The 15,707-nt window shown below is 70.0% G+C and carries 12 protein-coding genes; 2 read left to right on the forward strand and 10 right to left on the reverse strand.

Going from position 1 to position 15,707, the window contains the following annotated elements; genetic code table 11:
- Position 1: 1 nt before the first annotated feature.
- The 5 genes from A5750_RS04160 to A5750_RS04180 form a co-directional block, all read right to left on the reverse strand.
- Positions 2 to 349 carry a DivIVA domain-containing protein gene (locus A5750_RS04160; RefSeq protein WP_067261300.1) on the reverse strand — a complete coding sequence of 116 codons (348 nt, stop codon included), beginning with the start codon at positions 347 to 349 and terminating at the stop codon, positions 2 to 4.
- A 50-nt stretch (positions 350 to 399) separates the two neighbouring features.
- A complete protein-coding gene (locus A5750_RS04165; RefSeq protein ID WP_067261302.1) occupies positions 400 to 1,404 on the reverse strand; it encodes a glucosyl-3-phosphoglycerate synthase in 1,005 nt (334 codons plus the stop codon).
- On the reverse strand, positions 1,401 to 2,225 hold the full coding sequence (gene folP, locus A5750_RS04170; protein ID WP_231989134.1) for a dihydropteroate synthase: 825 nt from the start codon (positions 2,223 to 2,225) through the stop codon (positions 1,401 to 1,403). The genes A5750_RS04165 and folP overlap by 4 nt, the downstream gene beginning before the upstream one ends.
- A gap of 141 nt (positions 2,226 to 2,366) precedes the next feature.
- Positions 2,367 to 4,151 (reverse strand): long-chain-acyl-CoA synthetase FadD6, encoded by a 1,785-nt coding sequence (gene fadD6, locus A5750_RS04175; RefSeq protein WP_067261305.1) that lies wholly within the window; start codon positions 4,149 to 4,151, stop codon positions 2,367 to 2,369.
- A 68-nt stretch (positions 4,152 to 4,219) separates the two neighbouring features.
- Entirely contained in the window at positions 4,220 to 4,783 is a 564-nt protein-coding gene (locus A5750_RS04180) for a TIGR00730 family Rossman fold protein (protein ID WP_066946066.1), read from the reverse strand.
- A gap of 60 nt (positions 4,784 to 4,843) precedes the next feature.
- On the opposite strand from A5750_RS04180, the gene A5750_RS04185 reads away from it, so the two are divergent.
- Positions 4,844 to 6,958, forward strand: coding sequence for an AAA family ATPase (locus A5750_RS04185; RefSeq protein WP_067261308.1), 2,115 nt, complete (start codon positions 4,844 to 4,846; stop codon positions 6,956 to 6,958).
- Positions 6,959 to 7,066: 108 nt separating this feature from the next.
- Here A5750_RS04185 and A5750_RS04190 read toward each other — a convergent pair whose 3' ends face one another.
- Complete coding sequence (locus A5750_RS04190; protein WP_231989121.1) at positions 7,067 to 9,715, reverse strand: NB-ARC domain-containing protein; 2,649 nt, start codon at positions 9,713 to 9,715, stop codon at positions 7,067 to 7,069.
- A gap of 116 nt (positions 9,716 to 9,831) precedes the next feature.
- Positions 9,832 to 10,896, reverse strand: a complete 1,065-nt coding sequence (dapE, locus tag A5750_RS04195; RefSeq protein WP_067261314.1) for a succinyl-diaminopimelate desuccinylase — start codon at positions 10,894 to 10,896, stop codon at positions 9,832 to 9,834.
- A gap of 36 nt (positions 10,897 to 10,932) precedes the next feature.
- Between dapE and dapD the strand changes: the two genes are divergently transcribed.
- Positions 10,933 to 11,886: a 2,3,4,5-tetrahydropyridine-2,6-dicarboxylate N-succinyltransferase gene (gene dapD, locus A5750_RS04200; protein ID WP_156659143.1), complete on the forward strand. Its 954-nt coding sequence runs from the start codon at positions 10,933 to 10,935 to the stop codon at positions 11,884 to 11,886.
- Between the two features lie 6 nt (positions 11,887 to 11,892).
- Here the strand turns inward: dapD and A5750_RS04205 are convergent, their stop codons facing one another.
- The 3 genes from A5750_RS04205 to A5750_RS04215 form a co-directional block, all read right to left on the reverse strand.
- Entirely contained in the window at positions 11,893 to 13,221 is a 1,329-nt protein-coding gene (locus A5750_RS04205) for an MFS transporter (RefSeq protein ID WP_082959030.1), read from the reverse strand.
- Between the two features lie 98 nt (positions 13,222 to 13,319).
- Positions 13,320 to 14,729, reverse strand: coding sequence for an acyl-CoA synthetase (locus A5750_RS04210; RefSeq protein WP_067261316.1), 1,410 nt, complete (start codon positions 14,727 to 14,729; stop codon positions 13,320 to 13,322).
- Between the two features lie 28 nt (positions 14,730 to 14,757).
- Complete coding sequence (locus tag A5750_RS04215; protein WP_067261319.1) at positions 14,758 to 15,666, reverse strand: alpha/beta fold hydrolase; 909 nt, start codon at positions 15,664 to 15,666, stop codon at positions 14,758 to 14,760.
- Positions 15,667 to 15,707: the final 41 nt, after the last annotated feature.

The raw sequence follows: 15,707 nt of genomic DNA on the forward strand, positions 1-15,707 counted from the left end.
TCTAGTCCTGACGATCCCCGCCGTCCTCGGGTTCCACCGGTTGGGAATCGTCCTCGGCCGCCGCGGGGACCGGCACCGCGGCGAGCTGACCGCGCAGCGCCTCCAGCTCGCGGGCGAGCCGGTCCAGCACCCAGTCCACCTCGCTGGTCTTGTATCCGCGCAACGCCTGGGTGAACTTGACTGCGTCGACGTCCGCGCCGGTCACCCCGTAGGCGGGCAACACTGTCGCGGTCGTCCCCCGGGGCAGGGGCGGCAGCTGCTCACCGCGACCGAACAGCAGACTCGCCGCGCCGAACAGCACGATCGCCACCAGCACCAGCACCACCAGGTAAAGCAACACCAACGCCACGCCGTCGATACTGCCCTATGCCACCGACAGCGCGACCACGCAGCGCGGCTTTAGCGCGGCCTCAGGACCTTCATGGGCGGACGGTCCGCCAGCGACACCGGCGACGTGTGCTGGGTGTAGCTCTGACCATCGGGCCCCTCGGGGCCAACGGCGAAGAACTGCGTCAACCCGACCCCGGAATCGGGAATCCCGCAGCGCGAGAGCAGGGTCGCGATGACCTGGCGGCTCATCGCACCCAACTCGGCCAGCGGCCGGTTGCGGTGCGCGCGCACTCCCAAGTTGACCTGGGCGATGGCGCCCAGGCCCAACCGGTCGAAAGTGTCCAGCAGCAGGCCGATCTCGACGCCGTAGCCCGGAGCGAACGGCACCGACGTCAGTAATTCGCGGGTCGCCGCGTACTCCCCGCCGAGCGGCTGCAGGATGCAACCCAGCTCCGGCCGCAGCGCCGCGAGCAGCGGCCGGGCCACCAGCTCGGTGACCCGCCCCCCGCCGGTGGCGCCCGCGGCGCCCCCGACGTCGCCGACCTGTAGCGGCCGCCGGTAGAAGCTCTTGACCAGGCGGACGCCGTCGCCCATGAGCAGCGGACCGACCAGCCAGGGCACGAACATCGGGTTCGGGTTGATCAGGTCGGAGTCGACGAACACGACGATGTCACCGCTGGTCGCCGCCAGCGAGCGCCACAGCGCCTCGCCTTTTCCGGGCCGGATCGGCACCTCGGGCAACGCCTGCTCGCGGCTGACCACCCGGGCGCCGGCGGCGACGGCGCGGATCTCGGTGTCGTCCGTCGAGCCGGAATCCAGCACGATCAGCTCGTCCACCAGCCCCCCAGAGCCTTTGACCAGGGGCGAGATGCTTTCGACCACGGATTCGATGGTTTGTTCTTCGTTGAGGGCCGGCAGCACCACCGAGATGGTTCGCCCCGCCTTCGCGGCCTCGAGCTCGGCGACCGTCCAGCTCGGACGGTTCCAGCTGCGATCGGACAGCCAGGTATCACCGGGCCGGGCGGCCAGCACCGCGTCGTCGGTGAGGTCGCCGACCAGGTCGGATGCCGTCATGCCAGCCCCCTCACCGTGCGGGCCGGCGGGCGGGATCCCTGGATGGAGGCCACCATCTCCAGCACCCGTCGGGTAGCGGCGACCTCGTGCACGCGAAACATGCGGGCACCGGTGGCGGCCGCCAGCGCGGTGGCCGCCAACGTTCCCTCGAGCCGCTCGGTCAATTCCACCCCCAAAGTCTCCCCGACGAAGTCCTTGTTACTCAAAGCCATGAGAACGGGCCATCCGGTGTTAACAAGATCGCCCAGGTGGCGCAACAGCAGCAGCCCGTGGAAGGTGTTCTTGCCGAAGTCGTGGGCCGGGTCGATCAGCACCCGGTCGCGGGCCACCCCGCAGGCGACCGCGCGCTCCGCGGCGCCGGTGACCTGGCGAATAACGTCGTCGACCACGCCGCGCGTGGTGGTTCCGTAGCTCACCCGGAACGGTCGCGTGCGGGGCAGCGCCCCGCCGGTGTGCGAGCACACCAGGCCCGCACCGAACTCCGCGGCGACCTCGGCCAGGCCCGGGTCGATGCCGCCCCAGGTGTCGTTGATCAGGTCCGCCCCGGCCGCGCAGGCCACCCTGGCCACCTCGGAGCGCCAGGTGTCGACGCTGATCAGCTGGTCCGGATAGGCGCCGCGCAACCATTCGATGAACGGGACCAGACGGGTCAGCTCGGTTTCGGCATCGACCTCCTGGCCCGGGCCCGCCTTGACCCCGCCGACGTCGATGACGTCGGCGCCCTCGGCGATGGCGCGGTGCGCTGCGGCCCGGGCGGCCTCGTCGCCGAAGGTCGCACCCTTGTCGTAGAACGAGTCGGGGGTGCGGTTGACGATCGCCATGATCAGCGGGCGATCACCGGCGACCGGACGGCCACACAAGGTCGATTGCACTTGTCTATGGTGCCTGGTCTGGTCCGCGAGCGTGCGGCCAGCCGCACACTGGACGCCGAACGTGCGGCAGGCCGCACACTCGACGCGGGCTCAGCCCTGCGGGCGCTTCCCGTCGGCCACTTCGTCGGGGTATTCGTCGTAGTACGGCACGTAACCCTCGTCGCGGCCGGCCAGCACGTACAGCGGGTCCTTGATGTCGGGCCCGTAGGCCTGCTCGCGCAGCTCCACCTTGCGGCTCTTGAACGTCGTGGTGTGCTCCAGCGACTTGACCACCCGCACGAACAGCGGCAGCGCGTAGGCGGGCAGCTGGCCGTACACGGCGCGGGCCAGCGACTTGCCGTCGAACTCCGCGCCGTCGCGCAGCTTGACCGCGGCCATGCCGGCGCGGCCGCCGGTGCGGGGGATTTCGACCCCGAACACCGTGCATTCCTCCACGGATTCGTCGGACGCCAGCGCCGCCTCCACCTGCGTGGTGGCGACGTTCTCGCCTTTCCATCGGAACGTGTCGCCGAGGCGGTCGACGAACGCGGCGTGCCCCATGCCCTGCGGGCTCATCACGTCACCGGAGTTGAACCACACGTCGCCCTCACGGAACGCGTTGCGCACCAGCTTCTTTTCGCTCGACTCCTTGTCGGTGTAGCCGTCGAACGGCTGCAGCCGATTGACGCGGCTGAGCAGCAGGCCGGGCTCCCCGGGGGGCACCCGGCGTACCCGCCCGTCGTCGTCGCGCAACGGGGCGCCGGTGTCGGGGTCGTACTCCACGTAGGCCAACGGCATCGGGAAGACGCCGGTCGTCCGGGGCACGTTGAAGACGTTGATGAACGCGGTGTTGCCCTCGCTGGAGGCGTAGAACTCGCAGACGCGCGGGATGTCGAACCGATTCGTGAACTCGTCCCAGATCTCGGGTCGCAGCCCGTTACCGGCGATCACCCGCACCTGGTGCGCTCGGTCGGTGGCCTTGCGCGGCTGGTTGAGCAGGTACCGGCAGATCTCGCCGATGTAAATGAACGCCGTGGCTTCGGCGGCGATGACCTCGTCCCAAAACTTCGACGCCGAGAACGACTTGCCCAGCGCCAGCGTCGCCCCGGAGTTGATCACCGACGACAGCGCGACCGTCAGCGCGTTGTTGTGGTACAGCGGCAGGCAGCTGTAGAGCGTGTCGGAGCTCTTCAACCGCAGCCCGATGCCCCCGAACGCCGCGAGCGCCTTCAGCCACCGCAAGTGGGTCATCACGCTGGCCTTGGGGAATCCCGTTGTGCCCGAGGTGAAGATGTAGAAGGCGGTGTCCCTGGCCTGCACGGCCGATACCGACGCGGGGTTGGTGGCCGGTGCGCTGGCGGCGAAGCGCTCCAGGTCCTCCACGGTCATGGTCTCGGTGTCGCCCGACCCGCCGCACTCGGCCACCGCGCTGACCAGGTCCGTCTCCGCGACCAACACCTTGGCCTTGAGCAGGCCCAGGCTGTGCGCCAGCACCTCACCGCGCTGGTGGTAGTTCAGCATCCCGGCGACCGCGCCGCACTTGACCGCGGCCAGCATGGTCAGCACCGCGTTGGGCGAGTTGCGCAGCATGATCGCGACGACGTCGCCGTGGCCGACGCCGTGCGCCGCCAGCACCGCGGCGTACCGGTTTGCGGCGGCGTTGGCGTCGCGGTAGGTCAGCTGCTGGTCGCCGAACCGCAAGAAGATCCGATCGCCGTAGCGGGCCGCGCGTTCCTGAAACACCGTTCCGATGGATTTCTTCGAACCCGGCTGGGCCAGGAGGCCGGTCATCGCCCCGCGCATGATCACCGGCATGTCGGCCAGCAGGCCCGGCGCCCGAGATGCGATATCGGTCAGTTTGACCGCCGTGCGCGCTCCGCCGTCGTGATCGGACAAGTCATCCCTCGTTTCCTGTAAGCAACTCGGCGGACAGCCTAGTAGGGATCACCAGATTGCCGGCGGGCTCAATCGGGCGCACACGCCTCCACGGCGGCGCTCACCTTGTCGACCAGCATCAACCGGTCCATCGCCTGCTGCGAGATGTACCCGCTGTCGAGCAGTCCGCACAGCCAGAGCCACAGGCCTTCGTAATGCCCCAGGGGATCGAGCATGACGACGGGTTTGCGGTGCAGGCCGAGGTAGCCCGTGGTCCACGAGTCCAGCAACTCGTCGAGGGTGCCGACGCCCCCGGGCAGCACGATGAACGCGTCGGCGCGCTCTTCCATCACGTGTTTGCGCTCATGCATCGTCTCGGTGACGATCAGCTCGTCCGCTTCGGGGTCGGCGATCTCGACGCGCATCAGAACCTGCGGGATGACGCCGACGGTCCGGCCGCCGCGGGCGCGCGCCGCGGTTGCCACCGCGCCCATCGCCGACACCCGGCCGCCGCCCCACACCAGCGTCCAGCCGCGCTCGGCGATCGCCTCGCCGAGTTCGGCAGCGACCGCGAGCAATTCGGGATGCTCCGGGCCGGACGCGCAGTACACACACACCGCCCAGTCGCCTGACGACTCGCGTTCCGAGCGCATACAACGAAACGTAGACCAAGCTTGCTGCGGGCCGCACACCCCGCGCAATAAAATCCGGCGATGCCGATTCGATGGAACGTTCCCCAGCACGCGTCGGCCCTCGAGCGGCTCAACGCCGCGCTGACGGACGGGCGGGGCGCCGCCGTGCTGGGGCCGGACGGCTGCGGCAAATCCACGTTGGCCCGAACGGCCGCCGAAGGCTTCGGCCACCGGCACCCCGGCACGCGCATCCGCTGGGTCACCGGCACCCCGACCGAACGGGCGGTGCCGTTCGGCGCGTTCAGCCACCTGGTACGGATCGCCGACCTCGGCAAACCGGCCGCGCTGTTGCGCGCGGCCCGGGCGTCGCTGGACGGTGACGACCTGCTGCTGGTCGTCGACGACGCCCACGACCTGGACATCCTGTCGGCCACGCTGGTGTACCAGCTCGCGCTGGCGGGCTCGGCCAGGATGATCGTCACCGGCCGCGCCGACTCGGCTCCCGAAGCCATCGCGGCGCTGTGGGCAGACGGGCTGCTCCCCCGGATCGACATCGAACCGCCGGGCGGGATGACCACACCGGCCGAGGTCGACGCTTTCCTCGCCGAAATGCCACCGGGGGCCCGGTCGGTGCTGGACTATCTCGCCGTCGCGGAGCCGCTGTCGCTCGCCGATCTGAGCGTCCTCACCGGCGCGGACGCGATCGGCGAGGCGACGGATTGCGGGGCGGCGGAAACGCGGGCGCGCGGCGGAGCGTCGGACGACCCGGTGGTGTACACGGCCCACCCGCTGTTCGCCGAGCGAGCGCGGGCCGCGCTCGGCGGCGACGGCGCCCGGCAACGACGCACCGAGTTGGTGCGGCTGCTGTCGCAGCATCCGTCGGACCACCTCAGCGACCGGCTCCGGTTGGCGGCCCTCGCCCTGGACAGCGACGCACGCCAGCCGACGGCCGAGGTGGTCGGCGCCGCGCAGGAGGCGCTGCGGCTGGGCGACCTGGCCCTCGGCGAACGGTTGGCCTCCTCCGCGCTGGAGCGCTCGGGCGGGTTGGCGGCGCGGCTGGCGCTGGCACACGCGCTGGCGTGGCAGGGTCGCGGCCGCGAGGCGGACGCGGTGCTGGCCGGCGTGGACCCCGCCGCGTTGACCGAAGCCGCCCTGATGGACTGGACGCTGTTGCGCGCGGCCAACCAGTTCTGGATGCTCAGCGAGCCCGAGCGGGCCACCGCGTTCTTGCGGACGATCCGCAATCGCGTCTCGGATCCGGGCGCGCGCACCACGCTGGACGCGTTGAGCGCCACGTTCGCGATGAACGCCGGCAACGTCGGGCACGCCGTGAAAGTCGCGGACGAGGTGCTCGCCGCCCCAGAAGCCGACGACCAGGCGGTGGCGTGGGCGGCCAGCGCGGCGGCGTTGTGCGCGGCGCGCCAGGGCCGCTTCGGCGACGTCGAGCCGCTGGCCCAGCGCGCCCTGGCCGCCGAACATCCCGGGTTGCTGCGCTTCACGATCGGGCTGGGGCAGACCACCGCGTTGTTGATGGCGGGCCGGCTCGACGCCGCCCGCGAACTCGCCCAGCAATTCACCGATTTCGCCGAGTTGCAGCAGCCGGGCCGCGCGATCGGTGACGTGCTGCTGGCCCACGTGCTGCTCGCCGACGGCGAATTCGCCCAAGCTGCAGCGCTCCTCGGCCCGGCGGCCGCAACGTTGCAACGCACCGGCTATTCGTGGGGTCCGCTGTCGTTGACGCTGCTGGCCACCGCGCTGGCCCAGCAGGGCGATATCGCCGCCGCGGGAAAGGCGTTGGGCCGGGCCGAATCCCGGCACGGAACCAAGTCGGCGCTGTTCGCACCGGAACTCGGTGTCGCGCGGGCATGGCGGCTGGCGTCGATGCGCGACGGCCACGGCGCGGTGGCGGCCGCCCGTGACGCCGCCCGGATGGCCGAGCGCGGCGGGCAGCGGGCGGTGGCGCTGCGCGCATGGCACGAGGCCGTGCGGCTCGGTGACGCCCGAGCCGCGGATCCGCTGGCCCGGCTCTGTGACGAGATCGACTGCGCCGTTGGCAAACTCGCGCTCTCCCACGCGCAGGCGCTGGCGGCCGGCGACGGCGCGGCGCTGCTGGCGGTGTCGGGCGCCCTGGCGGAGGTCGGGATGCGCGCGGCGTCCGCCGACGCCGCAGCGCAGGCGCAGCGCTGCGGGAGCTGAACGCGCCCCGAGCTGGGGCGCCACCCGCCTGCGGGGGACATGCTGGCTTGACACTCGGCGAAGACAATGCGGCTCCGCGTCGCTCGCCTAACGAACGTCTCTTGTCGGCTAATTCGTAACCGTTTCGAGTTCTACTCGGGCGCTGTCGATTTGGCCGTATGCGTACGCCGCCATCTCCGCTGGGGCCATGGCCTGGCCCTTGTGGGTCAGCGATTCGTAGGCCTGGTCGCCGAGGACAGCGCGGAGGTGGGTGATCGTCGTTTCGATTGTGGGGAAGCTGGCAGTGCTGAACGGGTCGACGGCGAAGCCGGCGATGACCGCCGCCGGTTCATAGCGTCCGAGCCGGTCCAACAACGCGACGAGGACCGCGAGGGGGGTACTTAAGAGGCCGGAGGCTCCCGCGTCGTCGAAGTGGCGGAGAGCCACCATGACGCAGTCGAGCGCGACCAGCCTGTCGCCGTGCGTAATCTCGAGGGTGGACAGGGCGACCGCCGAAGTTGCCTCGTTCCAGCGGTTTCCGCTGTCCCGCGCGAGCACTATGCCCCGGCGCAGGGCCTCCCGCGCTGCTGCCGGGTCGACATCGCGGAAGGCGAACCCATAGGCGGAAAGTGCATACGAGAGCACAAAGGGGTTGCGGGTGGCCTCCGCGACGTCGATCAGGCCCTCGGCGGCCGTCACCGCCTCGTCAACAGCGCCGGCGGCAGCCAATGCCAGAACCAGGTGTAACTGAATCATTGCGTGCGTGTCGCCGCCGCGTGCCAGCTGGGCGCGGCACCACTCGACGGTCCGTTCGGGCTGCCCGACTATCAGGTATGAACCAGCAAGCACGCCCTCGCCGCGGAACGGCAACTCGTAGTCCCTGCCGCTGCCGAGCAGCGCCAAACCCGCGTCGCTATACCCGACTGCCGCCTCGATCCGTCCGGTGAAATAGCACAGCGACGCCATTTCGTAGAGGGCCCCGAGCCGGGGATGGTCGACGGCGCGGGCGGGCTCGATCAGCTCTTCGGCCCACGCTATCGGCTCGTAATTTCCGGCCTGATTGCCCAGGATCACCCCGTAGATCGCCATCGGAGCCGCAGTGTCGACGTCGCCCAGATCGGCGGCCCACCGAAACGCCGTACGCAGGTTGGCCAGTTCGGCCCTGAACCATTCGTGGGCCTCGCGCTGTCGCGGGCTGTCCCACAGAGCCAAGATGTCGGCCTCGCGCCGGGCGAAGTAGCGGGCGTGGGCATTTCGCGCATCGTTCGCCTTCCCGCTCGTGACGAGCTGCTCCTCAGCGAACTGGCGGATCGTCTCCAGCATCGAAAATCGGGTTCGCCCCGCCGCGCGGTCGGCGGTCAGCAACGATTTGCGCACCAGCGCATCGAGCAGGTCCAAGGTGACGTATTCGTCGCCGTCTCCGGATCCTGCTATGGCGCAGGCGCTTTGGAGGTCGAATCCACCCGCGAACACCGAACATACTTGCAAAAGCGACTTTTCGGCGTCATCGAGAAGGTCATACGACCACGCCACCGCCTGCCGCAGCGTCTGGTGGCGCTCGAGGCCGCGCCGCGAGCCGACCAGCAGCCGGAACCGCTGATCGAGACGATCACGCACCTCGGCGGCAGTCATCGACGCCATCCGCGAGGCCGCCAACTCAATGGCCAACGGGATCCCATCGAGGCGGCGGCAAATCTCTGCCACCGCGGCCAGCTCATCGGACGGGGCCATCGATAGTCGAGCGCCTACGCTCTGGGCACGTTCCACGAACAAGGCCACCGCGGCTGAGTCCGTGCCCGAGCCCACATCCAGCGACGGCACTACGAACAACTGCTCGTCGGCAACTCCCAGGCCTTCGCGACTGGTAGCCAGAATCCGCACCGACGCCGATGCCGCGAGCACGGCCTCAACCAGATCACCGGCGGCATCGCGCACGTGCTCGCAGTTGTCCAAGACCAGCAACCGCACCCTGCCCTCGAGCGCGGCGGCCACACTCTCGACCACGCTCTTGCCTGCCTGCTGCGTGATACCCAGCACCGCGGCCACCGCATCGGGCACAGCCGCTGGATCGGCGACCGCGGCGAGCTCGAAAACCCAAACACCATCCGGGAATTCATGCGATATACGTGATGCGACCTCGGTCGCCAGGCGGGTCTTGCCAACACCGCCGACCCCGGTCAACGTCACCAACCGACGGGCCCGTACCGCTGCCTGCACCTCGGCGGCCTCGGACTCACGCCCGACGAAGCTGGTGACCGCCGCCCGCAGGTTGCCCGGGGTCGTATCCAGCGTCCGCAGCGGCGGGAACTCGGTGCGCAGTCCGGATGCCAAGACCTGGAACACCCCCACCGCGGCGGACAGATCCCGCAACAGGCGCGGCCCCAGATCCAGTAGATCAACTCCACCGAGCAGACCGGCCGTCGAATCCGCTACCAGGATCTGACCGCCGTGTCCGGCGGCCATCAAGCGTGCCGCGCGGTTGAGCACCGCCCCGAAGTAATCGCCTTCGCGGAGCTCGGCCTCGCCGGTCGCTATGCCCATGCGCACCGGCAATTGCAGTTCCCGCTGCGCGGCCACCGCGGCATCGATCGCGGACCGGGGCGACCCGAAGGCGGCGCACACTCCGTCCCCGGTGTGCTTGAACACCCAACCGCCCTGCGCCTCGATCGCCCAGCGCAACACGTCGTCATGGGCCGCCAGGGCCTTCCCCATGCCCTCCGCGTCCGTCTCCCACCGACGAGTCGAACCCTCGATATCGGTGAATAAAAACGTAACCACTCCCGAAGGAGCAGCCGCCGAAGAAGCGGACACATCCGCAGCATCTCATAACAGACGCGCGTGGAACTCGCATTGGCCGCCGACGCCGCCGCGCAGGCGACCGGCCGGCGAAATGCCTAGCCGCCCAGGTAGCCGCGCAGCATGGCCACTGCGGCGGTGATGTTGGCGACCGGAACGCTCTCGTCGCGCCGGTGCGCGAGATTGGGATCGCCCGGCCCGAAGTTGACCGCCGGGATGCCCAACGCGGCGAAACGTGCGACGTCGGTCCACCCGTACTTCGCCCGGACCTGCCCCCCGGCCGCCTCGACCAGGGCCTTGGCCGCGGGCTGGGACAGCCCGGGCAGCGCGCCCGCGGCCGCGTCGGTCTGCTCGATCCGCACGTCGAGCCCGTCGAACACCTCATGCACGTGCTCGAGCGCCGCGGCCAACGACCGGTCGGGGGCAAAGCGGAAGTTGACCGTGACCGCGGCCGCGTCGGGAATCACGTTGCCCGCCACGCCGCCGTCGATGCGCACCGCCGACAACCCCTCGCGATATTCGCAACCGTCGATATCCACGGTGCGGGCGGAGTATGCGGCCAGCCGATCCAGGACGGCCCCCAGCTTGTGAATGGCGTTGTCGCCCAACCATGGTCGCGCCGAGTGGGCGCGCGTGCCGGTGGCCGAGATCACGACGCGCAGCGTGCCCTGGCAACCGGCTTCGATGTAGCCGCCGGTGGGTTCGCCCAGGATGGCCACGTCGGCGGACAGCCAGTCCGGCAGCTCACGCTCGATGCGGCCCAAACCGTTTGCCGCCGCTTCGATTTCCTCGCAGTCGTAGAACACCAGCGTCAGGTCGTGAACCGGCTCGACGACGGTCGCGGCCAGATGAAGGAAGACGGCGTCACCGGATTTCATGTCCGCGGCGCCGCAGCCGTACAGGTCGCCGTTCACGCGGCGGCTGGGCAGGTTGCCGGCGACCGGGACGGTATCCAGATGCCCCGCCAGCAGGACCCGCGACGGCCGCTGGTGCCGGGTGCGGGCGAGCACGGCGTTGCCGTTGCGAACGATCTCGAAGCCGGACGTCTGGGCGCGCAGCGCGGCCTCCACTTCGTCGGCCAGGCGCGCCTCGTCTCGCGATTCGCTGGGGATGTCGACCATCGCAGCGGTCAGCTCGATCGGATTCCCGCGCAAGTCCAGCACGGGTCCCAGGTTATCCGCTGCCGAGCGGCAAGTAACCTGACCGCCGTGACTTCAGCTGTAGGCATCGGGCTGGCGACGCTGGCCGCCGACGGATCGATCCTCGACACGTGGTTCCCCGCACCGGAACTGACCGAATCGGGCACCGGTGGCACGTCGCGGCTCGCTTTGTCGGACATCCCCCCGGAGCTGGTCGCACTGGTCGGCCGGGACGACGACCGCGGCACCGAGAGCATCGCCGTGCGCACGGTGATCGGCTCGCTCGACGACGTGGCCGCCGACGCCTACGACGCCTACCTGCGGCTGCATCTGCTGTCGCATCGGTTGGTGGCGCCGCACGGGCTGAACGCCGGCGGCTTGTTCGGGGTATTGACCAATGTCGTGTGGACTAACCGCGGACCGTGCGCGATCGACGGGTTCGAGGCGGTCCGGGCGCGGCTGCGGCGGCACGGACCCGTGACCGTCTACGGCATCGACAAGTTCCCGCGGATGGCCGACTACGTGGTGCCGACCGGGGTTCGCATCGCCGACGCCGACCGGGTGCGGCTGGGTGCCCACCTGGCGCCGGGTACCACGGTCATGCACGAGGGCTTCGTCAACTACAACGCCGGCACGCTGGGTGCGTCGATGGTGGAGGGCCGCATCTCGGCCGGCGTGGTGGTGGGTGACGGATCGGATGTCGGCGGCGGCGCGTCCATCATGGGCACGCTGTCGGGCGGCGGCACGGAGGTCATTTCGATCGGCAAGCGGTGCCTGCTCGGCGCCAACGCGGGGCTGGGCATCTCGCTGGGCGACGACTGCGTCGTCGAAGCCGGCCTGTACGTGACCGCGGGCACCAAGGTCGCCACGCCCGACGGCCAGGTGCTCAAGGCCGCCGAGCTGTCCGGCGGCAACAACCTGCTGTTCCGCCGCAATTCGGTCAGCGGCGCCGTCGAAGTGGTGCCGCGCGGTGGTCAGGGCATCGCCCTCAACGAGGACTTGCACGCCAACTGAGCGCAGCTATACGTCGGCGGCGACCTTCTCGGCGGCCGGGGCGGCGCGCAGCGCCTTGCCCATGGTTTCTGGCAGCAGATACACGGAGACGAAACTGGCCACGACCAGGGTGGCCATCATGAGCCCGATCGCCCAGCTGCCGTAGGTGGCCAGCAGCGTGCCGGCGACTAGCGGCGGCACGGCGGCGCCGAGAATGCCGGCCAGGTTCATCGCCACCGCCGCTCCGCTGTAGCGGTACCGGGTGGCGAACAGTTCGGGAACGAACGCCGCCGTCGGCCCGTTGGCCACCGCCGCGGCCGCGAACATGCCCAGGACGGCGACCGCGTACAACACCGGCTTGCGGGTGTCCAGCAGCGGGATGACCGCGAACGCCCACGGCAGGCATGCCGCGAGCCCGCATAGCATCACCCGGCGGCGGCCGACCCGATCGGAGATCCACGCCGAGAACGACACGCACGCCATGCTGGTCAGGCCGCCCAGCGCGCCGACGCCCCAGATGAAGCTCCGCGAATAGCCGAGATGGTTGTGGGCGTACATGACCAGGAAGGTGTTGCCCAGGTACACGAAGCCCATGCCGCCCAGGAAGGCGCCCGCGACGAGCACGATCTCGCGCCGCTGGAACCGCAAAAGCTCCGCCAGCGGCGCCTTGGGCAGCTCGTCGCGGGCCTTCTCCTCCACGAACAGCGGGGTCTCGTCGATGTTGAGTCGGACGTAGAGAGCGATACCGATGAGCGCGCTGCTGATCAGGAAGGGCACCCGCCATCCCCATTCCATGAACGCGGTGCTCTTCTCACCCATGGTGAGGTCGACGGCGAGAAAGGTCAGGCTGGCCAGGATCCCGGCGGTGCCACCGCCCAACAGGGTGAACATGCCGTACCAGCCGCGTTTGCCGGACGGCGCGTACTCGGCGCTGAGCAAGACCGACCCCGCCCATTCGCCGCCGACCGCGAATCCCTGTAGCAACCGCAGAACGATGAGAATCAACGGCGCCGCGATGCCGATCGACGCTGTGCTGGGGACCATGCCCACGCTTACGGTCGACGCGCCCATGATCAGCAAGGTGGCGACCAGCGTCTTCTTGCGGCCCAGCCGGTCCCCGAAGTATCCGAAGACGGCCGCGCCCAACGGGCGGGACAGGAACGCCGTCGCGAACGTCGCCATGGAGGCGATGGTGGCCAGCGTCGGGCCGAGGCGCGGGAAGAACACGGTGGGAAACACCAAGGCGGCCGCGGTCCCGTAGATCAGGAAGTCGTAGAACTCGATGGCCGAGCCCACGAGACAGGCCGCCGCTATCCGCCGCATGGGAGTGGTGGCAACGGTGCCCGGCTCACCCATGGGCGCCGCTCACGCTCCGGTTGCGTCGATACACGGTTACGACGGTAGGTGAAGCTCCGCGGTCACGCTCTTCGCTGAAGCTGGCAACTTGCTGCGTGTCAGCCGTCGGCCAGCAGCTGCTTTTTGAGCACCTTGCCCATCGCGTTGCGGGGCAGTGTGTCGACGAGGCGGACCTCTCGAGGCCGTTTGTGCACCGAAAGTTCTTGCGCGACGTGGTTGATCAGGTCGTCGGCGTTCAGGCCTTCCGCGCCGACGATGAACGCGACGATGCGCTGGCCCAGATCCTGGTCCGGCATGCCGACCACCGCGGCCTCCCGCACCCCGGGATGCCCGAGCAGCGCCGTCTCGATTTCGCCGGCGCCGATCCGGTAGCCGCCGGACTTGATCAGGTCGACCGACTCGCGGCCCACGATGCGGTGCATGCCCCCGCCGTCGATGACGGCGACATCGCCGGTGCGATACCAGCCGTCGGCGTCGAACGCCTCGGCGGTGGCCCCGGGGCGATTCAGGTAACCGTCGAACATCATCGGACCCCGAACCTCAAGCTTGCCAACGGTTTCCCCGTCGTGCGCCACCTCGCCGCCGGTGTCGTCGAGCAGCCTGGTCTGCACGCCGGTGAGCGGTAGGCCCACCCATCCGGCGCGTCGCTCGCCGTCCGCGCGGGTCGACAGCGTGATCAGCGATTCAGACGCGCCGTACCGTTCGAGGGGCCGGTGCCCGGTGAGCCGGGCCAGCCCCTCGAACACCGGCACCGGCAGCGGCGCGCTCCCGGAGACCAGCAGCCGCGCCGGGCGCAGCGCCCGGGCGGCGGCCTCGTCGGCCACCACCCGTGACCACACGGTCGGCACCCCGAAGTACAGGGTGCCCCCTGCGTGGGCGTAGCCCGCCGGCGTCGGTTTTCCGGTGTGCACGAAGCGATTTCCCACCCGCAGCGACCCGAGCAATCCCAGCACCAGCCCGTGCACGTGGAACAGCGGCAGCCCGTGCACCAACACGTCGTCGGCCGTCCACTGCCAGGCCTGTGCCAGGGCGTCGAGGTCGGCCGCGATCGCGCGGCGGCTCAGCACCACACCTTTGGGTAGGCCGGTGGTGCCGGAGGTGTAGATGATCATCGCGGTGGCGTCGGGTGACGGCTCGGCGTAGCGGTGCCAGGAGCGGGCGTGCAGTCGCACCGGGATGTGCGGCAGGCCCTCCAGCTCGTCCGGGACGGGGCCTAGCCAGCCCTGCACTCCCGAATCGGTGAGCATGTGCCGGCGTTCGGCCGCACCCACGTCGGCGGGCACCGGGACGAAGGGCACGCCGGCGATCAGGCACCCCGTCACCGCGAGCACCGTCGCCGCGCTGGGCGTGGCCAGGATCGCGACCCGGTTCGCGCCGCCAACCCGCTCGGCCACCGATGTGGCGGCGCCGACCAGGTCGCTACGACTCAACACGGCTCCGTCGATGCGTACCGCGTCGGCGATGTCGGTGGCGGTGAGCACCGCGGGATTCAGGGACGCCAGCAGCACGTGAGCAGGCTACCCGGCGGCCGCCGGGTCAGCCCCGCTCGTCCCAGATCTTCATCAGGGTGGACAAGATCTCCTCACCGCGCCCCAGCCCGCCGAGGTGGCTCTCGCCGTGCAACACGAACAGCTCGGCGTCGGGCAGCAACGACACGACGTGCTCACCGTGGGCGAACGGGACGATGTGGTCGCTGTCGCCGTGCCACCAGCGCACCGGGACCTTGACCTCGTCGAGCCGGAATCCCCAGTCCTGGGTGAACAGGATGACGTCGTTGAACGGGGCCGCCAGCTGCTTGCGGCTGCCGTTGAGCAGGTCGTCGAGGAACATCGCGCCGAACTCGGGCCGGGTCAGCAGGCGCCGGTCGCCTTCGGGCGATATCGCCGCGTACAGGTACAGCGCGGGATTGGCGACCGGACGGATTGCCCGGACCACCAGGCTCGCGCCGATCCGCAGCGGGTCACCGCCCAGCCGCAGCAGCGGCGCCACCCGCTTGCCCAGGTTCATCAGGCCGCTGGTGATCCCCTCGTCGCCGAGGAAGGGCGCGACGCCACCGAGCACGCCGGCCGCCACCACCCTTTCGTGCAGCACCGCGGCCGACGCGAGGGCGTACGGGCCGCCCCCGGACAGGCCGATGACGGCCATGTCGTTGATGCCGAGCGTGTTCGCGATCGTCCGCAGGTCGTCGGCGAACGCCCGGATGTTCTCGTAGCGATGGGGCGTCGACGAACCGATGCCGGGCCGGTCCAGGCCGATCAGGCGGATGTTGTGCTGTTCGGCGTAGACCCGGGCCTCGACCGGGATTTGCCGGCGAGCGCCGGGGGTGCCGTGCAGCCAGAACATCGCGCGCCCCTGCGGGTCGCCGAATTCGGCGAAACCGATCTGGCGGTCCTCGCCGACGGCGACGTTTCCCTCGAGCTTGGGGCGGGCGATCTCGATGACCATGCCAGCAGCCTCGCATGTGACGAGCCGTTTACCAAAGGCTC

The organism is Mycobacterium sp. 852002-51613_SCH5001154, assembly GCF_001667425.1.
Taxonomy (GTDB): domain Bacteria; phylum Actinomycetota; class Actinomycetes; order Mycobacteriales; family Mycobacteriaceae; genus Mycobacterium.

Bases quoted from the DNA above. Each gene is read 5' to 3' on its own strand.
- folP (WP_231989134.1), bottom strand. From the start codon at position 2,225: ATGGCGATCGTCAACCGCACCCCCGACTCGTTCTACGACAAGGGTGCG.
- A5750_RS04215 (WP_067261319.1), bottom strand. From the start codon at position 15,666: ATGGTCATCGAGATCGCCCGCCCCAAGCTCGAGGGAAACGTCGCCGTC.
- A5750_RS04180 (WP_066946066.1), bottom strand. From the start codon at position 4,783: ATGCGCTCGGAACGCGAGTCGTCAGGCGACTGGGCGGTGTGTGTGTAC.
- A5750_RS04185 (WP_067261308.1), top strand. From the start codon at position 4,844: ATGCCGATTCGATGGAACGTTCCCCAGCACGCGTCGGCCCTCGAGCGG.
- A5750_RS04165 (WP_067261302.1), bottom strand. From the start codon at position 1,404: ATGACGGCATCCGACCTGGTCGGCGACCTCACCGACGACGCGGTGCTG.
- A5750_RS04205 (WP_082959030.1), bottom strand. From the start codon at position 13,221: ATGGGTGAGCCGGGCACCGTTGCCACCACTCCCATGCGGCGGATAGCG.